21 protein-coding genes are annotated in these 26,609 nt (G+C 52.9%); 14 read left to right on the top strand and 7 right to left on the bottom strand.

Annotated features, from left to right (window positions below; genetic code table 11):
* Window positions 1-136 precede the first annotated feature (136 nt).
* On the bottom strand, window positions 137-1,144 hold the full coding sequence (locus SH248x_RS16960; protein ID WP_459555491.1) for a hypothetical protein: 1,008 nt from the start codon (window positions 1,142-1,144) through the stop codon (window positions 137-139).
* Between the two features lie 415 nt (window positions 1,145-1,559).
* Between SH248x_RS16960 and SH248x_RS16955 the strand changes: the two genes are divergently transcribed.
* From SH248x_RS16955 to SH248x_RS16945, 3 genes are all read left to right on the top strand, one after another.
* Window positions 1,560-2,630: a LysR family transcriptional regulator gene (locus SH248x_RS16955; protein WP_459555490.1), complete on the top strand. Its 1,071-nt coding sequence runs from the start codon at window positions 1,560-1,562 to the stop codon at window positions 2,628-2,630.
* A gap of 396 nt (window positions 2,631-3,026) precedes the next feature.
* Window positions 3,027-7,628 carry a glutamate synthase family protein gene (gltB, locus tag SH248x_RS16950; RefSeq protein ID WP_459555489.1) on the top strand — a complete coding sequence of 1,534 codons (4,602 nt, stop codon included), beginning with the start codon at window positions 3,027-3,029 and terminating at the stop codon, window positions 7,626-7,628.
* A 140-nt stretch (window positions 7,629-7,768) separates the two neighbouring features.
* Window positions 7,769-9,283 carry a glutamate synthase subunit beta gene (locus SH248x_RS16945; protein WP_459555488.1) on the top strand — a complete coding sequence of 505 codons (1,515 nt, stop codon included), beginning with the start codon at window positions 7,769-7,771 and terminating at the stop codon, window positions 9,281-9,283.
* Window positions 9,284-9,532: 249 nt separating this feature from the next.
* Here the strand turns inward: SH248x_RS16945 and SH248x_RS16940 are convergent, their stop codons facing one another.
* Window positions 9,533-10,444 (bottom strand): hypothetical protein, encoded by a 912-nt coding sequence (locus SH248x_RS16940; RefSeq protein ID WP_459555487.1) that lies wholly within the window; start codon window positions 10,442-10,444, stop codon window positions 9,533-9,535.
* A 75-nt stretch (window positions 10,445-10,519) separates the two neighbouring features.
* Here SH248x_RS16940 and SH248x_RS16935 point away from each other — a divergent pair, with 75 nt between their 5' ends.
* Window positions 10,520-11,335 carry an alpha/beta hydrolase gene (locus tag SH248x_RS16935; RefSeq protein ID WP_459555486.1) on the top strand — a complete coding sequence of 272 codons (816 nt, stop codon included), beginning with the start codon at window positions 10,520-10,522 and terminating at the stop codon, window positions 11,333-11,335.
* A gap of 80 nt (window positions 11,336-11,415) precedes the next feature.
* Here SH248x_RS16935 and SH248x_RS16930 read toward each other — a convergent pair whose 3' ends face one another.
* Together SH248x_RS16930 and SH248x_RS16925 are read right to left on the bottom strand one after the other, a co-directional pair.
* Window positions 11,416-12,300 (bottom strand): zinc-binding metallopeptidase family protein, encoded by an 885-nt coding sequence (locus tag SH248x_RS16930; protein ID WP_459555485.1) that lies wholly within the window; start codon window positions 12,298-12,300, stop codon window positions 11,416-11,418.
* A gap of 12 nt (window positions 12,301-12,312) precedes the next feature.
* Window positions 12,313-13,218, bottom strand: coding sequence for a YwqG family protein (locus SH248x_RS16925; RefSeq protein WP_459555484.1), 906 nt, complete (start codon window positions 13,216-13,218; stop codon window positions 12,313-12,315).
* A gap of 59 nt (window positions 13,219-13,277) precedes the next feature.
* Here SH248x_RS16925 and SH248x_RS16920 point away from each other — a divergent pair, with 59 nt between their 5' ends.
* Window positions 13,278-13,598 carry a hypothetical protein gene (locus SH248x_RS16920; RefSeq protein WP_459555483.1) on the top strand — a complete coding sequence of 107 codons (321 nt, stop codon included), beginning with the start codon at window positions 13,278-13,280 and terminating at the stop codon, window positions 13,596-13,598.
* Between the two features lie 96 nt (window positions 13,599-13,694).
* On the opposite strand, the gene SH248x_RS16915 is transcribed toward SH248x_RS16920, so the two are convergent.
* The 3 genes from SH248x_RS16915 to SH248x_RS16905 form a co-directional block, all read right to left on the bottom strand.
* Window positions 13,695-14,024, bottom strand: a complete 330-nt coding sequence (locus SH248x_RS16915; protein WP_459555482.1) for a type II toxin-antitoxin system RelE/ParE family toxin — start codon at window positions 14,022-14,024, stop codon at window positions 13,695-13,697.
* 3 nt (window positions 14,025-14,027) lie between these two features.
* A complete protein-coding gene (locus tag SH248x_RS16910; protein ID WP_459555481.1) occupies window positions 14,028-14,258 on the bottom strand; it encodes a hypothetical protein in 231 nt (76 codons plus the stop codon).
* A 393-nt stretch (window positions 14,259-14,651) separates the two neighbouring features.
* Window positions 14,652-15,449 carry a sensor histidine kinase gene (locus SH248x_RS16905; protein WP_459555480.1) on the bottom strand — a complete coding sequence of 266 codons (798 nt, stop codon included), beginning with the start codon at window positions 15,447-15,449 and terminating at the stop codon, window positions 14,652-14,654.
* A 715-nt stretch (window positions 15,450-16,164) separates the two neighbouring features.
* Between SH248x_RS16905 and SH248x_RS16900 the strand changes: the two genes are divergently transcribed.
* The 9 genes from SH248x_RS16900 to SH248x_RS16860 all read left to right on the top strand — a co-directional run bounded on the left by SH248x_RS16900 (window position 16,165) and on the right by SH248x_RS16860 (window position 26,536).
* The gene (locus tag SH248x_RS16900) at window positions 16,165-16,797 is read left to right on the top strand and encodes an SOUL family heme-binding protein (protein ID WP_459555479.1); all 633 of its coding nucleotides are present in this window, start codon (window positions 16,165-16,167) and stop codon (window positions 16,795-16,797) included.
* Between the two features lie 277 nt (window positions 16,798-17,074).
* The gene (gene dnaN / locus SH248x_RS16895) at window positions 17,075-18,181 is read left to right on the top strand and encodes a DNA polymerase III subunit beta (RefSeq protein WP_459555478.1); all 1,107 of its coding nucleotides are present in this window, start codon (window positions 17,075-17,077) and stop codon (window positions 18,179-18,181) included.
* A 208-nt stretch (window positions 18,182-18,389) separates the two neighbouring features.
* Entirely contained in the window at window positions 18,390-18,737 is a 348-nt protein-coding gene (locus tag SH248x_RS16890) for a DciA family protein (protein WP_459555477.1), read from the top strand.
* A 213-nt stretch (window positions 18,738-18,950) separates the two neighbouring features.
* A complete protein-coding gene (locus SH248x_RS16885; protein ID WP_459555476.1) occupies window positions 18,951-21,446 on the top strand; it encodes a DNA gyrase subunit B family protein in 2,496 nt (831 codons plus the stop codon).
* Window positions 21,447-21,728: 282 nt separating this feature from the next.
* Entirely contained in the window at window positions 21,729-22,511 is a 783-nt protein-coding gene (locus tag SH248x_RS16880; RefSeq protein WP_459555475.1) for a class I SAM-dependent methyltransferase, read from the top strand.
* A complete protein-coding gene (locus SH248x_RS16875; RefSeq protein WP_459555474.1) occupies window positions 22,511-23,794 on the top strand; it encodes a glycosyltransferase in 1,284 nt (427 codons plus the stop codon). The genes SH248x_RS16880 and SH248x_RS16875 overlap by 1 nt, the downstream gene beginning before the upstream one ends.
* Window positions 23,794-24,684: a glycosyltransferase family 2 protein gene (locus tag SH248x_RS16870; protein ID WP_459555473.1), complete on the top strand. Its 891-nt coding sequence runs from the start codon at window positions 23,794-23,796 to the stop codon at window positions 24,682-24,684. The genes SH248x_RS16875 and SH248x_RS16870 overlap by 1 nt, the downstream gene beginning before the upstream one ends.
* A 32-nt stretch (window positions 24,685-24,716) precedes the next feature.
* A complete protein-coding gene (locus SH248x_RS16865) occupies window positions 24,717-25,565 on the top strand; it encodes a class I SAM-dependent methyltransferase (RefSeq protein ID WP_459555472.1) in 849 nt (282 codons plus the stop codon).
* An 11-nt stretch (window positions 25,566-25,576) separates the two neighbouring features.
* Window positions 25,577-26,536 carry a glycosyltransferase family 2 protein gene (locus SH248x_RS16860; protein WP_459555471.1) on the top strand — a complete coding sequence of 320 codons (960 nt, stop codon included), beginning with the start codon at window positions 25,577-25,579 and terminating at the stop codon, window positions 26,534-26,536.
* Window positions 26,537-26,609 lie beyond the last annotated feature (73 nt).

Genomic DNA, 26,609 nt, shown 5'->3' with positions numbered 1-26,609 from the left:
CCATTCTATCGCTATCTCGTCTTAATCCATAAAGACTTGTTTTGGAATTATTTAGACGACATTCACTCGCCTGGATCCAAAAAACACTGCAATGCAGGTAGCAGGAAGCAAATCCAACTGGCCTATTGATTGCCAATTACTTCCTCTCCGGAATCCCGCTCTCATCCGTATCCCCGCCAAACATCATCGGCAACAGCTTCATCACCAACCCGTTGAGTTCCCCGTTAAACGCCTCCTGCGATTCAATCGCGCGAAGCCCCTTCAGGTACTCCTGCACGCCTGCAGCTTGTCCAATCAAAACGGCTTTCTGCTTTTCAAAATCCTCGATCGAATAGTTCTCGATCGTCGACTCCGCAGACCCGATCATCCCTGCAAACGAGGTGATGAACGGCTCTGGCAACCAATAGCCTTCGACCTTCTGAAACTGATACTTCTGCGGCTCGGCTTCCCCCGTTGACATTGAAAGCGTTGTTTCTGTCTCACTGGCGGTGACGACTTCAAACTTCGCGTGATTCAACTTCTCCTGCAGCGCCGCGACCGGATTCTCAGGTGACAGACTCATGATCTCGTTGTAGATCGCCATCAGATCGGCTGCAGGCCCTGCCGCAAATCGCTGGCCATCGAACTTCTTCAACGGCAGGGCATCGAATAACTCCGAGTCCGCCACCCGATTCATGCGTGCGACCAGATCGCCCCACTTTGCTTTCGCCTTCTCCGGGTCCGCATGAAATGGCAAGACAGGCGTCGCGATGAAGAACTCCTGCTTTTCCTTCATCAACTCCACAACTTCACGAAGCACACCCTGATAAGCATTGAGCAGTTCCTGATCCGCAAACCGATGCGCCCCCTTCTGCACCACCTTATTAATCAGCCCCTGATAACTCGGCGGCAGCAATCCCCAGAACTTCTCCGGCTGGGCATCGATCAGCGACTGCACCGCTAACCGCGAAACCTCTTCCGGCGTTCGAGTCGTGATCGGTTCCACGGCTGGGGAAGCTGATACAGCCGGCGCAGAGCGATCTTCAGAGGCGGGTGCGGAAGCCTTGGTTGTCTCAGTACTTGGCTCCTGGGGGGGTGTTGACGTTCCGCAGCCTGCAAGAATCGTCGCGGTCAGGATTAGAGAAAGCGATGGACGAGTTGGCATGGCTGCTCCTGAGTGTCAACTGGCGAATAAGAAACGCGAGTAATTGTCATATCCAATGGATGCGATGGAAGATAGGTCAATTTCACGATCTCGGGTTCAGATCGGAAACGATGGTTTTCCGAAGTCTCCCGCCCATAAGCCGTTGGCAAAGGACTGTCTTCACACACTGGCCCATAAGCCCTGCTTATAGAGATTCGTCTCAAAAGAGGAATTTTTTATTGAGATCAACATGTGAGGCTTGCTTTTTTGGTCTTTCAGGACTTTAATAGGCCTGCGACTTTCCATAAGAAATGCTTATATCCATAGGCGTTGAGATGATCCTCAACGAAAACGACCGCAAGGAGCGTCCCTCATCCACCCGGCCTGACAGCCACCTTCTCCCCGATTGAGAAGTAGCAAACTACATCCACAGCGAATGCATCTACGGAACGTTGAAATCTTCTGTGAAGTCGTGACTCGGCGGAGCTTCTCCAAAGCCGCCGAGGTGTTCGGCGTTTCCCAGTCCGCAGCCAGCCAGGCAGTGATGCAGCTGGAAAAACGGCTCAATACCACGCTGCTCGATCGCTCTAAGCGCCCTTTCGAACTGACTCAGGCCGGCGAGATCTATTACCAAGGCTGTCGAGACCTCATCAGCCAGTTCCGCGAAATCGAAGACCGTGTCCAGCAGGTCGGCAACAAGGTCACGGGCCGCATTCGGATTGCTGCGATTTATTCCGTCGTGCTGTCGGATCTCGAGCAGGTGGCTCGGGCTTACCGTCAGGCTTATCCCGACGTCCATTTGAACATTGAATATCTCCATCCCAGCGTCGTGTATGAGCGTCTGGATGAAGATGAATGTGAACTGGGTCTGGTTTCGTTTCCTGAGCGAGCCAGCGATTTCCAGGTAATTCCGTTGGATCAGGAACCAATCGTGGTTGCGGTGCCGATGGGGCATCCGTTCTGCGATCGAACGAGTCTTCAGGTGAAGGATCTAGATGGTCAGCGATTCATTGGTTTCTCGACGGCGCTTCGCATTCGTCGTGAGATCGACCGCTGGCTGCGTCAACATAATGTCTCGATTTCCATGGTTCACGAGTTCGACAATGTCGAGAACGTGAAGCGTGATGTCGAAATCGGCTCGGGGATTTCTCTCCTGCCAGCTCCGACGCTCAAACGCGAAGTTCAGACGGGCACGCTGCACGCGCTTCAACTTGAAGACGCCCGCTGGTTCCGCCCCATTGCGATTCTGCATCGCAAAGGACGAACCCTGAACTCAGCCACCACGCGTTTCGTCGAAATGCTGCAAGCTTCCAAATCTGCTCAGACCTTAGCCAGTGGTCACTCGCCTTCGTTCGCGACTCACGGAACGATCCAGGCGGGCACTCAGGCTCAGGCGATGATGGATCAGAATGCCTCTTTGAAACCTGCCGTCGCGAAAGCGGCCGCGCGTAGCCTCGAGGAGGACACGGAGAAAACAGTCTCTGTGGCCTCTTTGACAACAACCTGACCAGTCCCGGACGAGCGGAACAGGGTTGTCAAACGAGGCGAAGCCAGAGGGCTCCCGCTCGCGAAAACAAACCCTGCCGCGAACGCAAACCGTGCGTGACATGTCTGTGATTCGGTTCCAAGTCGAGGTTCTCGAACCTCAGTTGAAACGAAACAACCACGATTTCGAACAGACAGGAAGATTAGAAGAAGGTTGACCACAGAGACACGGAGGCCACAGAGGAGAGGAATTCTCGGGTCTGAAAACTCCGTGACCTCCGTGCCTCGGTGGTGAATACCTTCTGAGATTTCCTGGCTGTTCCACCTGCCAGCAGTATTCAGACTGTTGAGTCAGGTTTGAAAAGACAGGGGGTTTACACCCCCCGCTCGCCTTAAGATTTTTTGTTGGGGAATGACGATGAACGATCACGATGACCAGCTCCTGGGCAAGCTCGTAGGATATCCCGAAAAGCAAGGCCTGTATGATCCTGATTACGAGCACGAGAACTGCGGTGTCGGTTTCGTCGCGCACATCAAGGGCGTACGGTCGCGCGATATCATTGATGACGCCAACCGCATGCTCGTCCACATGGAGCACCGCGGCGCTTGTGGCTGCGAAGAAAATACCGGCGACGGGGCAGGAATCCTGACGGCGATTCCTCACGAGTTCTTCGAGAAGGTCGTCGCCTCCCAGGGCATCAAGCTGCCCGAGATGGGTCGCTACGGCGCCGGAAACGTCTTCCTGCCACGTGATCCTGCTCACCAGGCCTTCTGTAAGCAGACCCTCGAAGGCTATATCACCGAACAAGGCCTGAGCCTGCTCGGCTGGCGCCCGGTTCCGACCGATTGCGACGCCGCTGACGTCGGTCCCTCGGCTCGCGACTGCATGCCGGTCATCGAGCAGATCTTCATCGCCGCTCCGGAAAGCATGGACAGCAAGACGTTCAACCGCAAGCTGTTCGTCGTTCGTAAGAAGTCTGCCCTCAAGCTGCGGACCATGGACCACCCTGAAGCGCAGATGTATTACGTCTGCTCGCTTTCCTCGGGCATCATCGTTTACAAAGGGATGCTGCGAACCAACCAGGTCATGCCACTTTATCTGGACCTGCAAGATCCCGATTACAAATCGCATCTGGCGATGATTCACTCCCGCTTCTCGACGAACACCTTCCCCAGCTGGGACCGTGCTCAGCCTTGTCGTTACATCGCCCACAACGGCGAAATCAACACGCTGCGTGGGAACCGCAACTGGCTGTTCGCTCGCCAGGGACCGATGAACTCCGATCTCTACGGCAGCGATATCGATGAGATGTGCCCCATCGCTGAGCCATTCTGCTCTGACTCGGGGAACTTCGACAACGCGATCGAAATGCTGCTGCACTCCGGCCGTTCGTTGCCGGAAGTCGTCATGATGTGTATCCCGGAAGCCTGGGAAAACCATGACTTCATGTCTGATACGAAGAAGGCGTTCTACGAATACCACTCCGCCCTGCAAGAGCCATGGGATGGACCTGCCTCGATCTCGTTCACCGATGGAACCGTCATCGGAGCAGTTCTCGACCGCAACGGCTTGCGACCCTCCCGCTATTACCTGACCCACGATGACAAAGTCGTGATGGCCAGCGAAGTCGGTGTGCTGGAAATTCCGCCCGAGAACATCAAAGCCAAAGGCCGACTGCAGCCTGGCAAGATGTTCCTCGTCGACTTCCTCGAAGGTCGCATCATTGATGACGAAGAGCTCAAAGAATCAATTGCCCAGAAGCGTCCTTATCGTCAATGGCTCGATGAGCAGACGATTCACGTCAAAGAACTGCCCACTGGCAAGCTCGTAGAAGACGCCAAAGACGATACCGAACTTCTCCACAAGATGAAGGCCCTCGGCTACACCGTCGAGACAATGCACTTCATGCTCAACCCGATGCTGTACGCCAAGAAAGACCCGATCGGCAGCATGGGTGACGACGCCGCCCTCGCCTGTCTCAGCGACCAGCCACGCATGCTGTACGATTACTTCAAGCAGCTCTTCGCCCAGGTGACCAACCCCGCGATCGACTCGATCCGCGAGAACGTCATCATGAGCCTGCGTTGCTTTATCGGGCCTGAAGGGAATCTGCTCGATACGACTCCTGAGCAGTGTCACCGTCTTATCATTCCTCACCCGATCCTGCGCAACAGCGAAGTCGCAGCCATTAAGGACCTCAACCACCGCAAGTGGACAACGAAGGTCATCGATATCACCTTCGACCGCAAAGACGGTCCCGCCGGCATGCGAGAAGCCCTCAAGCGCATCTGTGCAGAAGCCGAGCAGGCGATCGCTGATGGTCACAGCATCGTCGTCCTCTCCGACCGCGCGATGGACTTCAACCGCGTCGCGATCAGTTCGCTTTTGGCCTGCGGTGCCGTTCACCATCACCTCGTCAAGAACGAACTGCGGACCCGCATCGGTCTGGTTCTCGAATCGGGCGAAGCACGCGAAGTTCACCACTTCTGCCTGCTGACTGGCTACGGGGCTGATGCGATCAACCCTTACATGGCGTTTGCAGCTATCCAGAAAGCCTACCGCGATGGCGACCTCGAAGGCGACTGGTGCGAAGACTCCGTTGTCGATGCATATCGGAAAGCCGTCAAGAACGGGATGCTCAAGGTCATGGGCAAAATGGGGATCTCCACCCTCGCCAGTTATAAAGGCGCCCAGATCTTCGAAGCCCTCGGCCTCAACGAAGACGTCATCGAGACCTCGTTTGTCGGAACGGCCAGCCGGATCAAAGGCGTGACGCTCGACGTCCTCGCCGAAGAAACTCTGGCCCGACACTTCGACGCCTTCCCGGAACGTGACGATCTCCAGACGGCCCTCCTCGATAACCCTGGCTTGTACCACTGGCGCAAGACCGGCGAGCGACACCTCTGGAATCCGTACACGATCTCTGGCATCCAGATCGCTGCCAAGACGAACGACAAGTCGGCTTACTACCAGTTCGCCAAGATGTCCGACGACGAAGCGAGCAAGAAAGGGACTCTGCGCGGACTTCTCAAGTTCAAGCCAGGTACCCCGATTCCGATCGAAGAAGTCGAGCCAGTCACGAGCATCGTCAAGCGTTTCTGCTCGGGCGCGATGAGCTACGGCTCGATCTCCGCTGAGACCCACGAAACGCTCGCGATCGCCATGAACCGCCTCGGCGGTAAGAGCAACACCGGCGAAGGGGGCGAAGATTACAAACGCTTCACACCCGATTCCAACGGCGATTCTCGACGATCCGCCATCAAGCAGATCGCCTCGGGCCGCTTCGGCGTCACCAGCTGGTATCTCACCAACGCTGATGAGCTTCAGATCAAGATCTCGCAAGGTGCAAAACCTGGCGAAGGGGGAGAGCTCCCCGGTCATAAGGTCGACAAGATCATCGCCGCGACGCGTCACTCCACGCCGGGCGTCGGTCTGATCAGTCCTCCGCCTCACCACGATATTTACTCGATCGAAGACCTGGCTCAGCTGATCTTCGACCTGAAGAACGCAAACCCGACGGCTCGAATCAGCGTGAAGCTGGTCTCGGAAGTCGGCGTGGGTACGATCGCAGCCGGTGTCGCGAAAGGACATGCGGACAACATCCTCATCTCCGGCGACAACGGCGGAACGGGTGCCTCTCCTCTGACTTCGGTCAAGCACGCAGGTCTGCCGTGGGAACTCGGGATCTCCGAGACACACCAGACCCTCGTCATGAACGACCTGCGCAGCCGCGTTCGTCTTCAGACCGATGGTCACCTCAAGACCGGCAAAGACGTCGTCATCGCCTGCCTGCTGGGGGCAGAAGAGTTTGGTTTCGCGACCGCTCCTCTGATCGTCCTCGGCTGCATCATGATGCGGAAGTGTCACCTCAACACCTGCCCGGTCGGTATCGCGACTCAGGATCCTGAACTTCGTGCGAAGTTCAGCGGCCAGCCTGAGCACGTCGTCAATTACCTGTTCATGGTTGCTGAGCATGCTCGCGAGATCATGGCGGAACTCGGCTTCCGCACGATCAACGAGATGGTCGGCCGCAGCGACATGCTCGAGTACGATGCTGCCATCGGACACTGGAAGGCCAAGCACCTCGACATGTCTCCGATCCTGCGTCTGGCCAAGAAGCCTCATGCAAACGTCGGCACTCACCATCAGATCAGCCAGAAGCACGGCCTGGAAAATGTCCTCGATCAGATCCTCCTTCTGCCACAATGCAAGAAGGCGATCAACGAAGGCAAACCGGTCAAGCTCAATGTCGGTCTGAAGAACACCGACCGTGCCTTCGGGACGACTCTCAGTCACGAAGTCTCGAAGAAATGGGGCGCCAAAGGCCTGCCAGAAGACACCATCACCCTCAAATGCACCGGCTCAGCAGGGCAGTCACTGGGTGCCTGGATGACCAGCGGCATCACCATCGACCTCGTCGGCGACGCCAACGATTACGTCGGCAAAGGCCTCTGCGGCGGGAAGATCATCGTCTCTCCACCCGAGAAGTCGACCTTCAAAGCCGAAGACAACATGATCGCCGGCAACGTCTGCCTCTATGGAGCAACCAGCGGCGAACTCTATCTGCGAGGCATGGCGTCGGAACGCTTCTGCGTTCGTAACTCGGGGGCAACCGCAGTCGTCGAAAGCGTCGGCGATCACGGCTGCGAGTACATGACCGGCGGGAAAGCCGTCATCCTCGGCAAGACCGGTCGCAACTTTGCAGCCGGGATGTCGGGCGGCGTGGCGTATGTTTATCAGCCCAAAGACGTCTTCGAGCCGAACGTCAACATGGAGACGGTCGAACTCGAAACGGTCGAAACCCCAGAAGAAGCCGAGGAGCTGCGTCTGCTGATCGCCAATCACCAGGCTTACACTGGCTCCACTGTCGCGGCTGAGATCCTTTCGAACTGGGACGACAACGTCCTGAAGTTCGTCAAGGTCATGCCCGTCGACTACAAGCGCGCGATGAAAGAAATCGCCGAGGCCTTGAAGAAGTCCGAAGCCGAAGTCGAAGCCACCGCCCAGATGCTGGCCTGAAAGGCGCTGGGCGTTAGGCACTAGGCGCTAGGAAGGAACGAGAGGCGTCACCTCGGCGTGCTCCTTTCCGGCTAATTACCAATTACCCCGCAGCACACATGCTGCGAATCTCACATAGACTAATTACGGGTTTCACATCCATGGGTAAGCCAACAGGTTTCAAAGAATTCAAACGCATCACTCCGAAAGAGGCCTCGCCGAAAGAGCGTCTGTCGGGCTGGAACGAGTTCGCACCACAGCTGCCAGTGATCGAACTGCGCAACCAGGGTGGACGCTGTATGGACTGCGGCGTTCCGTTCTGCCACACCGCAGGCATGATGGCCAACATGGCCGCTGGCTGCCCGGTCCACAACCTCATCCCCGAGTGGAACGACCTCGTCTACAATAACTTGTGGCACGAAGCTCTCGAGCGTCTCCACAAGACGAACAACTTCCCCGAGTTCACCGGCCGGGTCTGCCCTGCTCCCTGCGAAGGCTCCTGCGTCCTCGGCATCCATGAACCTCCCGTCACCATCAAGAACATCGAACGCGCGATCATTGATCGTGGCTTCGAAGAAAACTGGGTCAAACCGAGCCCGCCAAAAAACCGCACGGGGAAGAAGGTCGCTGTCGTCGGCTCGGGTCCTGCAGGACTCGCTGCCGCTGCTCAGCTGAACTCCGTCGGCCACGACGTGACTGTCTACGAACGCGCCGACCGCATCGGCGGCCTCCTCATGTACGGCATTCCGAACATGAAGCTCGAAAAGCAGATCGTTCAACGGCGAGTCGACCTCCTCGCAGCAGAAGGAGTCAAGTTCGTCACCAGCACCGCCATCGGCAAGGACATCCCGGCTGATCAGCTGGAACGCGAATTCGACGCCGTCGTTCTCGCGACCGGCTCGACCTCGCCCAACGACTTCTTCCTCAAGACTCCTGGTCGCGAACTCAAGGGCATCCATTTCGCCATGGAGTTCCTGCACCAGAACACCAAGAGCCTGCTCGACAGCAAACACGCCGACGGCAATTACATCACCGCCAAAGACAAGCACGTCGTCGTCATCGGCGGGGGTGATACAGGAACCGACTGCTGCGGCACCTCGCTGCGTCACGGCTGCAAGTCGCTGGTCAACTTCGAAGTCGTGCCTCAGCCTCCTGAGAAGCGTGCGTCCAACAACCCCTGGCCGCAATACCCCCGCGTCTTCAAACAAGACTACGGCCACCAGGAAGCCGCCGTGCGTTTCGATTACACCGAGATGAAAGGCAAGCGTCTGGTCACCGACCCGCGCGAGTACTCCATCCAGACGATGGAATTCCTCGGCGAAGACGGCGTCCTCAAAGCCGTCAAAACAGTCCGCCTTGACTGGAACAACCCTCTCGACGGCAAGCCCTTCTCCATCGTCCCCGACAGCGAAGAGATCTGGCCAGCCGACCTCGTCTTCCTGGCCCTGGGCTTCAAACACCCCGAGCCAACTGTCGCCGAACAACTCGGCGTCGAAAAAGACGCCCGCGGCAACTACAAAGCCGATTACAACAAGTACCGCACCAACAAAGACAAAGTCTTCGCCTGCGGCGACTGCCGACGCGGCCAGTCCCTGGTCGTCTGGGCCATCAACGAAGGCCGCGAAGCCGCGAGAGAATGCGACCGGTATCTGATGGGCAGCACGGAACTGCCGTAAAAAACAAAAGCCTGAAGGAACCGTCCTTCAGGCTTTTTCGCATTTACATAAAATGAAAAAGCTATTGACCAGAGTCTGTGGGAATTACTTCCAGCTTCTTCTTAGAGATCTGATCTTTGACTCTTTGCTCGAATTGAGCACGTTGTTGGTTAGTTACATAACGAGGTTTGCCGTCTGCTCCAACGCAGAATGTCAAAGGTCGGTAGACTATTGTGCTTCTTCGTTTTCGATGTTGTCGGTTCATAAGTTTTACCCTCCGATCTCGGTCAAGATTTCTGTAAAATTGAAATCGCCGCTATCGAGCATTTTCTGAAATAATATCTGAAATTCGTTCTGAAAACAGAGCAAAGTGGCAGCAAGTGGGTGCGTTTGTTGACTATTTTCTCTAGCATCAACCGCTCCAAAAGCATCGCCAAATGTTGCAAGACATGTCGAATCAGCGAAAATTGCACCAAAAACCGTTTCCTCACCTGACTTTGCAAGTTTTACAACAATTGGCATTGCCAGAAACGATTTTGTGTGTGGATTAACTCTATTGAGACGAGATTTGCTGAAGTGCATTACATCCTGAAGCCAGTATTCTCGCGATCCATCAACTTTGTAGTCGTATTTGCTAATGAATGTTTCCCTAAATTCGTAGGTAAACGCATCGCCCACGATTCCTTCATTGATCGGAAAGCGTCTGCCAACTGGTCCTCCTGACCCTCCTTCGTAATCAGTGAGTTGAGAGTATTCAGAGTGCGAAAAACGTACATGAACACAAGCACGTAATACACATTTCCAATTTCTGTTCTTGTTCCGCGACGCCTGAATTGTTCCGAGAAAACACCTCAAAAACTGCTTGAGCTGTTTGAGACGTTCCTCTTTACCTGACAGTAACTGATCTTGAAGTAGTTTCTGGGTTCTCTGACGTTCTGCGCTTCGCCGTTTCGCTGCAAAGTACGCTGCAAAAGCTAATAACAATGAGACGAATGAACCAATGGAAATAAGGACAAGGTCCGCCAAAGCCCAGTTCGCACGTGTTGCTAAATCTTTTGTAGAATCAACCCAAAGACCATATGCCACCCTCAAGGAAGCAAGTAGTGAAATCAATGAAAGATACAGCGACGCGAGATCAAGATAGTCTTCATCACTAAGAATCTGGATAAGCCGCTTGATCAATTTCCCGTCCTTCGTACAGAGTTGATAGACCGAAAATATCCGTCTGTACACAAATTTCAACTGACTTTTGACAGTATGATTCTAAATATCGTCACCCGCTTGAAGCGACACCGCATGTTCTTCCTCCTGCTGATCACTCTCTACGGCGTGCTCGTCATTGCCGTCTATTCCAACCAGCGATATCTGCAGTACTTCCCGTCGCATGTAGACATGGCCCTCGTGGGAACAGAGACGTTTCATCCATTGAAAACGAACGCCGGCGTCTTCCTCGGCTACGTCAAAGAAGTCCCGACTCCGCGCCAAACGATTCTCTTTTTCCACGGCAACGGCGGCGAAGCCATCCATCGCGACTGGGTCAGGCTTCTTGACCGCCACGACGACATCAACATCATCCTCGCCGAATACCCCGGCTATGGCGGCAGCCCCGGCAAGCCGACGGAAGAGGCCATCTTTGGCCGCGCCCTCGAAACGTTCGACGAAGCCCAGTCCCGCTATCACGTCCCGATCCTCGTCATCGGCGAAAGCTTAGGCACCGGCGTTGCCAGCTATGTCGCCTCCAAACGCCCCGCCGTCGGGCTGGAACTGATCGCCCCTTTCACCTCCGCCGTCGACCTCGCCAGCAGCATCTACTGGTTCATCCCCGTCCACTTCCTGATGAGCGATCGCTTCGACTCCTCCCATCACCTGCAAAACCTGACGATCCCCCTCCGCATCGTCCACGGCACCGCCGACGAAGTCATCCCCGTTTCCCACGCCCAGAAGCTCTACCAACACTACTCCGGCGAAAACAAAGCCTTCGAAGAAATCCCAGGCTTCGGCCACAACGACATCCCGACTGCCATCCTCAACCGCAAAGAGACGACGCGGTTCTGGGAACTCATTGAGCAGTAGTTCCAACGGGAGGGCGAGGCTCCGTCCGAGCCGCTACTTTGCGTTGCCAGACTCCAGCTTTGTTTCGACCAGCGACAATCTCACCCCGCCAGAAACCGCATTGATGCCTCCACCCCCAGCGCCACCTGACCCATGCGATCATAATCCAGAGTTTCCGGCAGGTCGGTCGCACGATGATAATGTGGATTCCTCAGAAAACTCGTGTCCGTCAGCATCAAGGCTGGATAACCCTCGTTCCAGAATGACCTGTTGTCGCTCAACTGAATCTCAAGGATTGACTCGGGCAACGCGACCGGCAGCAATGGCAACGACGTCGCATCACGAAAAGCGATCTCAAATGACGTGACCAGCGACTCAGACGCCATGTTCCCCACGGCGGCTAGAAAATTCCCGCGATCGGGAATCATCTGATAGAAAGCTTCCGGTAATCCCTCTGGCAGACCCTGGGAATACTCCTCATCACTGAAAAAAACCACCATCTCCAGGCACAGCATCGCCTTGATGTCATCGCCACGCGCTTTGCACTGCCGCGCGTGGTACTCGCTGCCCATCGCCCTCATGTTGAAGTAGGGCGGCTCCTCGCACGCAAACGCAACAAAACGAATCGTCCTCGAAGGCTGAATCCCTTTCAGCAGCCGACTCACTTCCAGCAACACCGCAACCGCTGACCCGTTGTCATCCGCTCCTGGCGTTGTCGTCACCGTATCGTAATGAGCTCCCAACAGGATGATTTCGTCTGACTTCGAGGTTCCCGGCCACTCGACAATCAGATTCGTCGCCTGATCGCCGAGAGCATCGTAAACCTCTCGCTGCACTTCATAGCCGAGCGACTTCCAAGCCCCTTCGATGTACTCAATCGTCCTCTCAATCGATCCAGGGACACGAAACGACCTCGGACCAATCGTTGTTGCAAGATGTTCGACGTGATCACGTAGAAGTTCGGAAAGCGGCTGGTTGTCGTTCATGATGTTTCAAGTCTAACAACATTGCAGAATCAACCAGGTCTGATCAAAATTTCGCGACTCTAGATCTTGCTGTCGAATCCAGAAATAGATCATTCCACAATCACCCCACATCCATCCATTCATGTCTTCGTCGGAGTCAATTTGTAAAAGAAGACGCCATTCATGAGCTGTTTTGACCAGCGATTCACGTCGTTCGTCTCGCTCGCTGCTAAAGTAGTCCGTATAGATTCCGTTTGTGACAAGTTGGCATTCCACTTCCATAGGATTCTGTATCACGGTGGGAAAGCCGAGTAATCGATTCGCAGACAATTGCGAATTCTTTTTTGTCTTCTCTAATAATTTCAGGTAAGCATCGTATTCGGGAGTGCAATATTCAAATTGAGCAAGTGTGTCCCGCAAAGAGAGTTCCAGAGTCGGTTTCAACCTATATGAGTTGATCTTAGTAACCCCAGTATCAACGACCGGACTCTGCATCCGCTTCAACGATCCCCGATCAACATCACAATAAATCACTCGCGATGACCCTTTCTCCTTCAAATCAAAACCCCATGGTTGCTCAACGACATCGTAAAAGAAATACAACCATCCACTTCGAGGCAGGGCAGGATCGATGAATTGCAGAGATGCCAAATCTATCTGTGCCAGAAACGAGAGTGAAACAACTTTCGGCGGTGATTTCTTTCTCGGATCAAGTGGAGGAACAACCCAGCTCGGCCATTCAAATCCCTCAGGTACATCAGGGTTGCCGCCGAATCTTGAGGCCCCCAGAGCAATGGAATCCTGTTCGGCCTTTTCCATTTCAAATCGAATCGAAGGACGCGCAATTTCGTCAATCTCGAGATGCGAAAGAAGCGGCTCTTCGGCCAATTGAGTTTTTATCAAATCGATTGATGCCTGGATCTCATGGTTGATGTTCATGCATGTAAACTACTCGTCTGTGAAAGCAGAGATCAAGCTTTATCCTCAAAAATTCAGCTATGCGAGTTCCCGATGATCTTTCTAAAATCGTCTTCATGAACAGCCATGACGACGACGATCTCGACGAGGACTACGAAGACGACATCGACCTCGATGATGATGACGACGAGGACGATGCCTACCCCTGCCCCGAATGCGGCAATCTCGTCTACGGCGACGCCAGCAACTGCCCCCGCTGTGGCTACTATTACATCGACCACCAACCCTGGTACTACGCCGCCCCACGCTCGTTCGCGTCGTACCTCTACTACAAACCGATTGTCATCGCCGTCGTCGTGATGCTGCTGTGCATTTTCTGTCTGGCCGTTATCCCGCGTTAACGAGTAGTCGGGGTTGGGACAACCCCGACGGCGCAGCCGCAAGAAACACGGACGACTTCGCGTTGGAGGCCCATCCGTTGATAAGAAGTCAACTTATCAGATCCAACCAATTTCATCCGCTTTGAGAATGTCCTGACCTGGACCTCGGACATTCGTAATGAAGACTCGCTCACTTCTGATCACAAAAATGACGCGATAATTTTTACCTCGACGCGTCTTAAAAATCTGATGTCGAATCGTCTCCTGATGATCATCGTTCTCAGGAGCAAGAGGGCAATGGTCCGCAGACTCTTCCAGTTGAGTCAGCAATTCATCCCATCGATCCATCCATGTTTTCGCACCCGATAAGGAATGTTTCGAAATCCATAGAATGATCGTTCGAAGATCGCGATCAGCCCGATCAGATAACTCAACGACGTATCTCATTCATCAAATGCCCAGACTTCGTCGAATTTCCTGCGTCACTTCGCGAGCAGGCCGGGTACGACCAGCGTTGATGTCGTCCAAACCTTCCTGAATCGCAGCATTGATCTCGGATCGGTGAGCAAGAGACTCCCATTCGACCAGCAAATCGTCCATCGTCAATGTCTCATCTGCCGAGCGCAGATAGTCGCTGGCGAACTGATGGAACTTGTCAAGTTGTTCTTGTGTGACTGCCATGATTCGAATTCCTGATTCATTGAATTATGGCGAATCAAACGAGTCAAAATCAATGCTTGTTTTTCTCGCTCGTTTTCCAGCAAAACCGAAACAAGACTTCGTTAGATTCGACGATTGGGTTCCCGTCCTGAAGGGACGAATTCTGTCAGCCCTGGGTGAAACCCTGGGTGAGAGGGCAATCAAACGTCACCACCCTGAAGGGGTGGGTCAACGTAGAGTAAACCTGAGCCGTCCCTTCAGCACGGAAATATCTATCTACACATCACATACCCAGGGTTTCACCCTGGGCTGGTAGATAACGGCCCTTCAGGCCTCAGAAGAGACTGGTGACAAGTGATCATGAGTTGTCGCCGATCGGATGCAGCGCGGGACAGTGGCTCCCTCGCGTTGTGATCAAGTACCTACCAGTTGTGGCTCTTTACTCTTCACCAGCCCCGCCTGTTTCACCAGCGGCAGCTTCAGCGTGAACGTCGTTCCGACATTCGGCGTCGACTCGACGCGGATTCGGCCTTTGTGAGTCTCGATGATGTCTTTACACAGTGCAAGGCCGATGCCGGTGCCGCCTTGGCCTTGTTCGTCGGCGGTTTTTGTCGTGTAGAAGTTCTGGAAGATCTTGGGGATGACGTCTTTGGGGATGCCGCAGCCTGTGTCTTTGACAGCGATCTCGGCCCATTTGTTGTCGGACGATTTGGAAACGGTGACGGTGACCTGGCCACGTTCTTTGATCGCCTGGCGGGCGTTGATCACCAGGTTCATCAGGACCTGCTGGATCTGAGAGGCATTGATCTCCGCGAAGATATTGTCGGCCAGATGCGTTTCCAGCTGGACTCGGTATCGCATCAGATCTTTCTCGACGAGGACGAGCAGATCGCCGACAATGACCGACAGGTTGACGACATCGACCCGGTTCGGCTTGTGTCGGGCATACGAGAGCAGGCTGGTAGTGATCTTGGCGGCTCGCTGGCTGGCGGCGAGGATTTTTTCGAACGCTTTGTCGCGCGTCGGGGCATCCTGGTGACGGACACCCATTTTGGCGTAGTTGATCGTCGTCGTCAGGATGTTGTTGAATTCGTGAGTGATCGCCGTCGCGAGCGTACCGACAGACGCCAGCTTCTGAGCCTGCATCAACTGCGACGACAGGTCCGCCACTTGCTTTTCAAGTTCTGCAATACGTGCTGCTGGATCGGACATGGCTGACTCACCGTAAAAACTCAAGAAAAGAAGACAGGGTTGGAACGCAGAGGGAACAGAGGAGGGCAGAGGTCACAGAGAAGAGTTTTTGATTTCTAGAATTCAAAACGATGTCTTAGAAACACTTCAATTTCTTGACTTTGCGTCATCGCGACTTTGCGTTGAGTCTGGATTTGCTCTGCGAACTCTGCTCTCCTCAGCGTGCTCTGCGTTCCAACCTTCTTCTCTCTTATCGACCACTCAAAGTAGATGGGGTGATGACGAAGCCGAGGGTCGTCAGGGTTGGCCGGAAGTCACCTACAATGCCTGCGATCTGACGATCCGGGGTAATCTGCAGGAATGAGTGAAACCCTGACGGTTACAGCAGTCCCGGGAGCTAGAAAATTTATGCCGGGCACTCGAAAACCGAGGGGAATGTGGAAAAATTGTGAATGAACGTTGATGGTCTGTCGGTAGATTCGCGCCAGCAACTTCGAAAGTCACGCCCGCAACCAGAAGCGCGATTCCCCCGGCGCCAGACAGGCGCCAGCGCGACGGGATGTCAACGAAACTTCCACATCTATTTTTGAATTTTTGTCGCCATAAAGCACTATGAGAAAATAATTTACGTATAATGATCTACTAAAATCACCACGACGGGCCGCTGCATAAATACTGCTAATATCTTAAATAAAAATTAGGAGAGAAGGCAGACCAGACCCGAGGAGAACTGTTGATGAACGCATTCATGGGGGCAGTGATGGGAATCGTGGCATTGATCGAGGGGACGTTGGGAATTCGAACCTCCGAAGAACCCAAGTACCAGTCTGTCGTCAAAGAAGACCCATTTGAGATCCGCGCGTATCCGGAACTCCTGATCGCGAAAACCTCCAGTGGAGGGACGGAACGCGAAGCGAGTAATCGCAACTTCCGGACGCTGGCGGGGTACATCTTCGGCAAAAATCGCCAGGGTGAAAAGATCGGAATGACGGCCCCCGTCCTGATGCCCGACCAAGCCGGGAAAAAGGGGGAGGAAATCGGGATGACCGCCCCGGTGCTGCAAAAGGAAGTCGATGGAAAGTTCGAGATGATTTTCATCATGCCATCGCGTTACGACCGCACGACACTCCCGCAGCCGGAAACGCCCGAGATTGAACTGGGGACCCTCCCAGCCCGCACGCTGGCAACGATTCGGTTTTCAGGCTTGATGACGGACAAAGCCGTCGCGGAGAAGTCGAAGCAACTGCTGACCTGGATCGAAAAACAGGGGCGAAAGCCGGTGTCGGAGCCAATTCCTGCTCAATACGATCCCCCATTCGCGATTCCATTCCTGCGACGAAATGAAATTCATGTGGAAATCGTGCCGTAGGGTCCGCTGCGCGGACCAAAATCGACGTAAATAGCGGGGAAATCGCCGAAAGTTGACTTGGGGTGCTTTATTGAAAATCCCGCGGTTTGACGGTCCGCACAGCGGACCCTACGGGAGGGAAAAACTGGCATTTAATAGACTTGAAATCTGGGTAGAAAAGGCAGGTTGGTCGTCGCGAGCCGAAGCGAATTTTGGTAGACTTTCAACTCAACGTAAGTAGTTTGTTCTGCGGGGTTTTCTGCAGAATGAGTGGATCTTTGAGGGATGGGTTGGGAGTATGAAATTAACGTGTCAGCGTGGGTCTTTGATTTCGGCGTTTCAGGTCGTCAGTGGTGTGGTTCCAACACGGACGACGCGTGACATTCTCAAGAACGTCAAACTGCAGGTGGAGCAGGGCGTTGCAACCCTGATGGGGACCGATACCGAGATCGGGATTCGCTACCAGCTGAGCGATGTCGATACCGACTCCGCTGGCGAAATCCTGCTGCCAACGTCTCGCGTGATTTCGATTCTGCGTGAACTCTCGGGTGATACCGTCGAGTTCGATGTGGCTGACTCGATCGTGCAACTCAAATCGGGAGGCAGCCGCTTCAAGCTGTCCCTGGAAGATCCGTCGGAGTATCCGGACGTGCCTGAGTTTCATGGCGAAGATTATTTCACCATGAGCGGTCACACGCTCAAGAAGATGATTAAGCGATCGATCTTCGCAGCCGACGATGAGAGTACGCGTTATGCCCTGGGTGGTGTGCTGGTAGAATTCCAGAGGGAGAAAGTCACTTTCGCAGCGACCGACTCACGACGCCTGGCCGTGATCGAAACGACCTGCGGCGTGCATGGGGACGTCCCGGCGAAGTTGAATCCTGTCGTGCCTCGTAAGGCAATGAACCTGATTGAACGCAGCGTGAGTGACGACGATCAGGAAGTCAAAATCGCCATCCACGGCAACGACATCCTCGTGAAGAGCAATAACTCAACGATCTACTCGCGACTGGTCGAAGGCCGTTTCCCGAACTTTCGCGACGTGCTGCCGAAGGGGTCGGATAAGATCATTGAAATGGTCGCTGCCCCGTTCTATGCCTCGGTGCGTCAGTCGCAGATTGTGACCAACGATGAAAGCCGTGGCGTCGACTTCCAGTTCAGCGAAGGGACTGCGACTCTCAAGAGTAAGGCGGCAGAAGTCGGTGAATCGACGATTGAACTGCCCGTCAGTTACACAGGCGAAGAAGTCGCGATCATGTTCGATCCACGCTATGTGGCTGACTTCCTGAAAGTCCTTGAACCAGAAACCGCAATCCAACTCAAACTGATCAGTTCGAACGAGCCCGCCATGTTCCAGGCGGGGGATGATTATTCGTACGTCGTCATGCCGCTGGCGAGAGACTAAGAGTTTTGAACCACGAAGGGCACAGAGAAGATGACACACTTTTTTTGGCGAATTTCTGTGTTTCGCGAGTGGGTTGAATACTTCAGCGTCATGTTAATCCTGCGATTACTGGTTCGGACTTTTTGTTGATTGAATCCACAATTGGTGCGGTTCGAAGACTCACCAGCACCCTACAAGAAACTTGCGGCTCTGATGGAAGGAGTCATCCTTGAAGAAGCCGCCGGACAATGATGCGACGAACTCACGAGGTCCGATACCGCTCGCGCGAGTCATGTCTGAGCTTGTGCAGAGGCGGGGGTGGAATCAACAGCAGGGGGACCGGGTTCTGATTGATGCCTGGAAGGGCAGCACGGAAGAACGAATCTTTTCCCAGACGAAAATTGGCGCTCTGCGAAACGGGGTGCTGACGATTCATGTTTCCAATTCACCTTTACTGAGTGAATTGGTCTCGTTTCACAAGGTCAGCCTGTTACTGACCATGAAACAAAAACTGCCTCAGACGAGACTCAAGGAGTTGAGGTTTCGCCTGGACAGTTCGATACAGAAGAGAGATTAGCGATGGATTACCGGGAAGAACGAGAAAACCACGGATGAACACAGATCGACACGGATAAAACGAGGTCAAAAGGCATGCGTCACGAGGAATCGCTTTGAATAAAAGCTCCTGATGACTCTGGCTTTTGACTTTCCCATCTGTGTCTATCTGTGTTCATCCGTGGTTCACTTCTCCTCTGTGATCTGTGGCAAAAAATAGTTTGGAAAGTGACGCATGTCTGACGAAGTTCCTAAGAAAACGTATGACGAATCCAATATCAAGTACCTGGAGGGTATTGAGGGGATTCGACACCGTCCTGCGATGTACATCGGGGGGACTGATCTGGTGGGTCTGCACCACCTGGTCTATGAAGTAACGGACAACGTCGTCGATGAATTTGTCAACGGGCATGCATCGACGATGAATGTGATCATCAACACGGATGGCTCGATTACGGTGATTGATGACGGCCGGGGAATTCCAGTCGGGATCAAGCAGGAGATGGGGGGCAAGTCGGCTCTCGAGATCGTCTTCACGAAGATTCACGCAGGCGGCAAGTTCGACCGCGAGTCGGGCTATGCGACCGGAACCGGCGGTCTCCACGGGGTCGGGATTACGGCTGTGAATGCTTGTTCGGAATGGGTCGAAGCAGAGATCCGTCGCGATGGGCATGTCTGGACGATGGAGTTCGGCAAAGGGCTTGTGACCAGCGATCTGAAGAAACTCGGGACGACGGATCAGACGGGAACGAAGATCACGTTCAAGCCGGATCCTACGATCTTCCCGGTCACCGAGTTTGTTTACGACTCGATTGCCAAACGACTTCAGGATGTGGCGTTTTTGAACGCGGGGATTCGCATTCGACTCTCCGATGAACGCAGCGGTCAGTCGGCTGAGTTCTACTACGAGGATGGGCTGCGTGAATTCGTGCGTCACCTCAACCGGACAGAAAATGCGCTACACGGCGAAGTCATCCGGATCACCGGAGAGATCGAGAACGTCGGCGTCGATATCGCTTTGCAATACAACGATGGTTACAACGAAAACACACGCTGCTATGCCAACGGGATTTACAACCCGGAAGGCGGAACGCACATGTCGGGCTTCCGCTCGGGCTTGACTCGCGCCATCAATGCGTACGCCAAGAAAGAGAATCTGTTTAAGGATGTCGCGCCGACCGGGGAAGACTTCCGCGAAGGTCTGGCGGCGATCATTACGGTTCGCATTCCGAATCCACAGTTCGAATCTCAGACGAAGATCAAACTGGTGAATACGGAAGTTGATGGGGCGGTTGGGTCTTTGTTCAATGAGAATCTCTCCAAGTACTTTGAAGAGAATCCTCAGGTCGCCAAGAAGATCTGTGCTAAAGGTGCGCTCGCTGCGGAAGCTCGAGAAGCGGCTCGTAAGCAACGGGAAATGGTGCGTCGTAAGGGTGCACTGACGACGGGCGGTCTGCCGGAAAAACTGCGGGACTGCCGCTCGCGTGAACTCGATATCACTGAGCTTTACCTGGTGGAAGGGGACTCGGCTGGTGGGTCTGCTGACTCCGGGCGTGATTCGAATACCCAGGCGATCTTGCCGTTACGCGGTAAGATTCTGAACGTCGAAAAAGCTCAGCTGGTGAAGGTTCTGGACAACGCGGAAATCGTCAACATCTTCAAAGCAGTCGGCTTGACGCCCGGTGCGGAGATGGAAGATGTGAGCAAGCGACGCTATGGCAAAATGATTCTGATGACCGATGCCGACGTCGATGGTAGTCACATTCGGACGCTGCTGCTGACGTTCATTTTCCGTCACATGCGACCGCTCGTGAAGGGGGGCTGCATTTACATCGCTCAGCCGCCGTTGTACCGCGTGACGCAGAAGAGCAAGGTCCGCTACGTGCAGACGCACGATCAGATGATGACCGAACTCGTCGAGCTCGGGATGCACGGTGCTTCGTTGTACTGCAAGGCAGATGGCGCGGTGTTCGAAGCTGAGAATCTGAAACGGGTCGTCGAGATCATTAAGAAGCTGGATGAGCCGTTTGAATTGCTGGAGCGCCGCGGTGTTGACCTCAAGCGTTTGACGCGAGAACACGTCATGCCGGATGGTCTGCTGCCACGTTTCCGCGTCTTCATCGGACGGGAAGAGCATTGGCTGTTTGACCGCGAAGCGCTGGATAACTTCCTCAAGGAAGAAGAAACTAAGCGTGGTGCGGAACTCGCCGTCGCCAAGGAGAATGTTGCTGATAAGTCAGTGGCCAAGACTGACCCGAAGACGGGTGCTCCTGTCGAAGCCGAGGCGACTTCAGGGCATCTGCTCCAGGTCGTGGACTTGCATGAGATTCGCACGATCAATGAATCTCTCAAGCAACTCAAAGACTTCGGCTTCAAGGCCAGCGACTTCGTGACGCTGGGGATGAAAGATGGCGAGCGTCTGACGCCGTTTGTCGTTCGAAACTCTGATGGCGAGAACCGCCTGGAGAGTATTCGCGAACTGCTGCCGACGATGCGACGCCTGGGCGAGAAGGGGATGTCGATCACCCGCTTCAAAGGACTGGGTGAAATGGACCACGACGAACTATGGGCAACGACCATGGACCCTGCAACCCGGACACTGCTGCAGGTCACGATGGATGACGCCTCGGCTGCGGAAGAAATCTTCCGCGTGCTGATGGGAGACCACGTCGAGCCGCGGAGAGAGTTTATTGAGAAGCATGCGTTGGAGGTGAAGGAGCTGGATGTTTAAATCGCTGTTTTTTCACGTTTTCTTAATATTGAGCACATTTCAACGCTGACAATGAGGCGAATTCCTGAATGTCTTCAAATTACGTTTACTAGTAGCATTTATTTCATGATTCTACGGCGCGTTCTACGATCACCGCCAGTTTCGTATATTTTGAGAGGTATACGAGATAAAGTTGAGCATATTTTATTGCGCAGGTACTCTAGAAAAGGTGATTTTCTTAGTGTCGTAAGTCATGTTTGCTCGGTGGAATGTTTGGCACTTCCGATCCGTCGGAATGCGTATGTGATTGAAGAGCAGGTTAATCACCTTCGGCCGCTTTTGTATCTTGGTCGGTGTAATATTTGCGGTAGCCGACGTGGCTTTCGATTGTATTCCAGTAATCTGCGGGAAGATTTGATCTGCCTGTCGTGTTCCTCATCGAACCGAAAAAGACAGATAGCCGCAGCGATTCTACAGAGCGAGCGATCTGATGCTGATTCGGATCTATCACACTTCAACAGTGTGGGCGATAAGTTTGTCTGGGCGATGGAAGTTTCGCAGTTTGCAACGTCGGCGATTGGAAAAAATGGTGTTGCGAGTGAGTACTTTGGCAGCCACTTTGAAAGTGGCCAGATCGTCAATAAGTGCAGGCATGAGGATGCCATGAATCCCTCTTTCGAGGTCAATTCACTGGATGTTGTTATATCGAGTGACGTCTTCGAACATATTCCCGAGCCTTACGTCGCGCATCAGCAGATTTTTGACCGACTCAAGCCTGGCGGATCTCACTTTTTCACTGTCCCCTATCTGGAGAGCGAAGAGTTTGATGAGATCAGAGCCACGATGGGACAAGATGGGACCGTGACTCATCATCTGCCACCCGAATATCACGGTGATGGTCTTCGTCCTGAAGGGATTCTGGTATTCAGAATCTTTGGAGCGCAGATGCTGACACGGCTTTCTGAGATAGGATATGAGTACTGCATTTATCGCGTTCACGATCCGAGTGTTGGCATTCTGGGATCGAATGGGCTTGTATTTCATGCTATCAAGCCTTTAGGTGAATCTAGTTCAAAGTCGTTTTAATGGACGCGTCTCGAAGAATTCTACAGTTATCTGGAGCATTGCCGAGTGATACTGGCGATGGCAGTTCAGCGACGTTTGCAACACTTGTCGCGATTTGTCGTCAAGGGCACTATGTTACCTATGTTTATCCAGCTAGTGGTCAAGAAGTTTGGGATAATGAATTTATCGAGGGTTTAAAAGAGCGGTGCTGTGGTCGTCTCACAGTTTTTCCTATTCAGAAACGCCATCGTTCGCACGATGTCTTCGTCCGGATGTTTTATTATCTCTGGCTGGGTCTTGTCCTTTTAACACGTGTTCCATTTCGGTTGCTCATGGAGTTCCGAAACAAGAACGCTGTCATCAATCGGCTGATCTGCACACGACAGTCCATGCCTCGGAATCTGGTTCGTCCTGTCAATGATTTATTGAAGGTGGAGCGTTTTGATGTCATCCAGGTCGATTATCCCTGGATGGTCAGATTTCATGAAGGACTTGATGCGAGTATTCCTCGGTTATTTGTCGTCCATGAAATTCAGGGGGAGATTGTCAGGTATCTCCGGCCCAGTGAGACAAGTTTGTATAAAGAAGTGATCGTTGCTGAGAGTCATGCTTTAAAGAAGTATGAAGCGGTTATTGCACTGTGTCAGGAAGATGCTGAGATATTACGTCAGCAGTATCAGATCGAAACAGTTTATGTTTCTCCCCTTGCGTCCAGTCGAGTTCCGGCCGAAAGTTTGCCGGAACTGTCGTTGGAGAATATGACATTCACCTTTCTAGGCGGGTATGTTCATCACCCGAATGCAGATGCTGTTGAGTGGCTTTCGGATGACATCTGGCCAGAGTTGAAGAAAACGTTCCCTTATTCGGATCTCAAAGTTATCGGGAGGTTTCCGCAGGATTTCATTGAGAAGCATCAGAAAGAGAGCTTCGAGTTTCTGGGCTTTGTGGATGATTTCAGTGTTCATCTTCGAGGTACGATCTTTTTATGCCCGCTTCGTATTGGAAGTGGAATGAGGATCAAGATCATCGATGCGATACAAAGTGGTGCGATCGTGATTTCGACAACTCTGGGTGCTCGCGGGCTTGGTTTGGTCGGTGACCAGGAGGTTCTGATTGCGAATTCGCCGGAGGAGTTCTGTCGACAGGTATCACGACTGAAGTCGGGAGAGGTGAATGCTGCTCAGATTATTCGAGCAGCCCAGGCGAGGATCGCTGCCAGTTTCAGTCCGCATTCTGTGGCTGAGCGACGGACAGAAATCATTAATGAAGTCATCCAGCGATCAAAATCGAGAAGCCACTCCTAATGAACACCAACAATCAGGTATTCTGTCTGATAGTCAACTATCGCAGCGCGGATGAGACGATTGGCTGTATCCGGTCTGTCAGGCGTCACGAAGGGTATGGGCTGCCAATGATCGTCGTCGATAACTTTTCGCCAGATGATTCTGTGAGCGTACTCGAATCGAGTGGCGAAGAGTTTCACCTGATACTGAGTCAGGAAAACGCCGGGTATGGTGGTGGTGCCAATCAGGGGATTGAGTATGCGGTCAGTCAGGGAGCAAAGTATGTCTGGCTTTTGACTCCAGATATTAGACTGTCTGAACCGACACTGACGAGTCTGGTGCGTTCGATGGAACAAGACTCCCAGTTGGGTATCTGCGGTCCCAGGATTCTCGCGGGGAATCACTTGATTACCAGATGTCTTGTCAAAGAGCATCAAGGTCAGCGACCCGTTCATGAGTTTGAAATGATTGACGACGTGCGTCCTGGGAAGCAAGAGTCTTGCCTGCTGGAGTGTGACTACGTGGATGGCTGTTGCATTTTGATGAGGACGGAGACTCTCAAGCAGGTGGGTTTATTTCGCTTAGACTTTTTTCTTTACTTTGAAGAAACCGAATTTTGTCTAAGGGCAAAGGACGCGAATTGGAAGGTGGGAATACTGTCTGATGTGATGATTAAAACGCGATCAATGCAGGAGCCACGGAATAATCGCGATTATTATATGACAAGAAACAGCCTGATAATGGCACGCGTTCGTAAAAAGTATTTGCTTCGCACAATAGTCAGACAATTGCTAGGAGTTGCCTACCGTCTGATGACACTTCAATGGAATCGTGAAGTGATACTTCACATGAAAGGCTTGTATAGAGGACTATTTGATCCATTACTGGGTAAGGCACCTACTTTAAAATAATTCCATTTTTGGCGTTAGAAAGTTGCGAGAGTATGTTTTCACTATTTGCTAAGGTGATGAACCGGTTTGAGGGATTCCCGCCGGGACACTATTACTCCCCTGTTCCCGATTTTCAGGAGATCGCCAAGGATCAAAGTCAGATCTTTGATCGATCGTTTCGACAGATTTCGGGAATTGATCTACGAATAGACGCTCAAAAGCAGTTAATTGCGGAGTTGATCGATCTGGCCAAGAGAAAGCCATTCGTTCCTCGACATTTTCGCAGCAGCAACGGATTTTTTGAGGGTTTGGATGCTTTCGCTTACCAGAATCTGATTGGTCTGTTAAAGCCGAAGAAGATCATTGAAGTTGGCTGCGGGTTCTCATCGGCGTTGGCATTGGATGCTTGCAGAACTTTTGAAATGGATGATTGCCGCCTGATTTTCATCGAACCGGATCCGTCTCGTCTTAACAGCCTTGTGCAAGGCCAGGAACATCTGAACTATGATGGCATCCAGTCTCCTGTGCAGACAGTGGATCTAAAGCTATTTGATTCGCTTGAGAGTAACGACATCTTGTTCATTGATGGCTCTCACGTGTCAAAGATTCATAGTGACGTTAATGTGTTAGTATTTGATGTTCTTCCGAGACTCAAGCCGGGTGTCTGGGTTCATTTTCACGATATATTTTTTCCGTTTGAGTATCCTCAATCGTGGGTGCTTAATGAGAAACGTGCCTGGAATGAAGCATATCTTTTAAGATCTTTTCTGATGTATAACGAGAGATTCCAGATCAGATTCTGGAGTGATTTCATTCATCTACATCTATTGGATCATTTTCCGGATCAGAAAGAGTTTCTCTCTAAGGGTGGTGGAAGCATTTGGCTTCAGGTTTCGGGCTGAGATCATCGCATATGAATTCGCTGGCATTATGTACCTGGAACGGATCGAAGTATCTGCCGGAGCAGTTGGGGTCGATTATCGGCCAGACTCGTCCGGTCGAGGAGATCGTCGTTGGTGATGATCAGTCGAGTGATCAGACACGAGAAATTCTTGAGGAGTTGATTCGATCGAACTCAGACAAGGTTCGTGTGACTTACAACGCCGAGCGTCTGGGCTCGACGAAGAACTTTTCGGAGGCGATTTCCCGTTGTCATGGGGAGATCATTTTTCTAAGTGATCAAGACGATGTCTGGCGAGTAGATAAAGTCGAGACGATTTGTCGAGTCTTCGAGACTCGACCCGAGGTCGGGTTCGTTTTCTCGGATGCAGAGATTGTTGATGATCAGTTGCGCCCGTCTGGTAGTTTCTTGTGGGAGGCAGTGAAGTTCGATCGTCGACGCCGGAAGATGCTGAGCACGGAGGAGGGGTGGAAAGTTCTCCTTAAGAGTTGGGTGGTTACGGGGGCGACGATGGCATTTCGGGCGAAGTACAGGGATTTGATCCTGCCGATTCCTCAGACATGGGTCCATGATGCCTGGATTGCTTTACTGATTCGGTCGGTGTCGTCTTGTTGCGCGATTGACGAGCCGTTGATCAAGTATCGTCAACACGCCAGTCAGCAGATTGGCGAGCGGCGCAGGAACTGGCTGGATGAGTACAGAGTGGCGAGTCGGATGTCGGTCGAAACATTTGTGCGATTACATGAGATGTTCTCTCAGCTTCGTCGTCGGCTTGATGAGCGGCCACAATATGCTCCAGATCCATTGTTCCTCAAGGAGTTGGATGAAAAGATCGAGCATTTGCAATGCCGTATTGATATGAGGACTCGTGGATCGAGAATCTTAAGAAGCGTCGCAGAGCTATGGCGTGGACGTTATCAACGATATTCTCAGGGTTGGAAAGCATTTCTGCAGGATGTGCTGATCAGGTGAGGCGATTTACTATCGATCATTGGCAGTCGGGTATCGGAAAGAGTGTGGGTGGCATGACTGCCTGAGAACAGCC

It is taken from the genome of Lacunimicrobium album, assembly GCF_052161635.1.
Taxonomy (GTDB): domain Bacteria; phylum Planctomycetota; class Planctomycetia; order Planctomycetales; family Planctomycetaceae; genus SXPC01.
The sequence above is the reverse complement of the archived record's forward strand: the minus strand, read 5'-3'. Positions and strand labels throughout refer to the sequence as shown.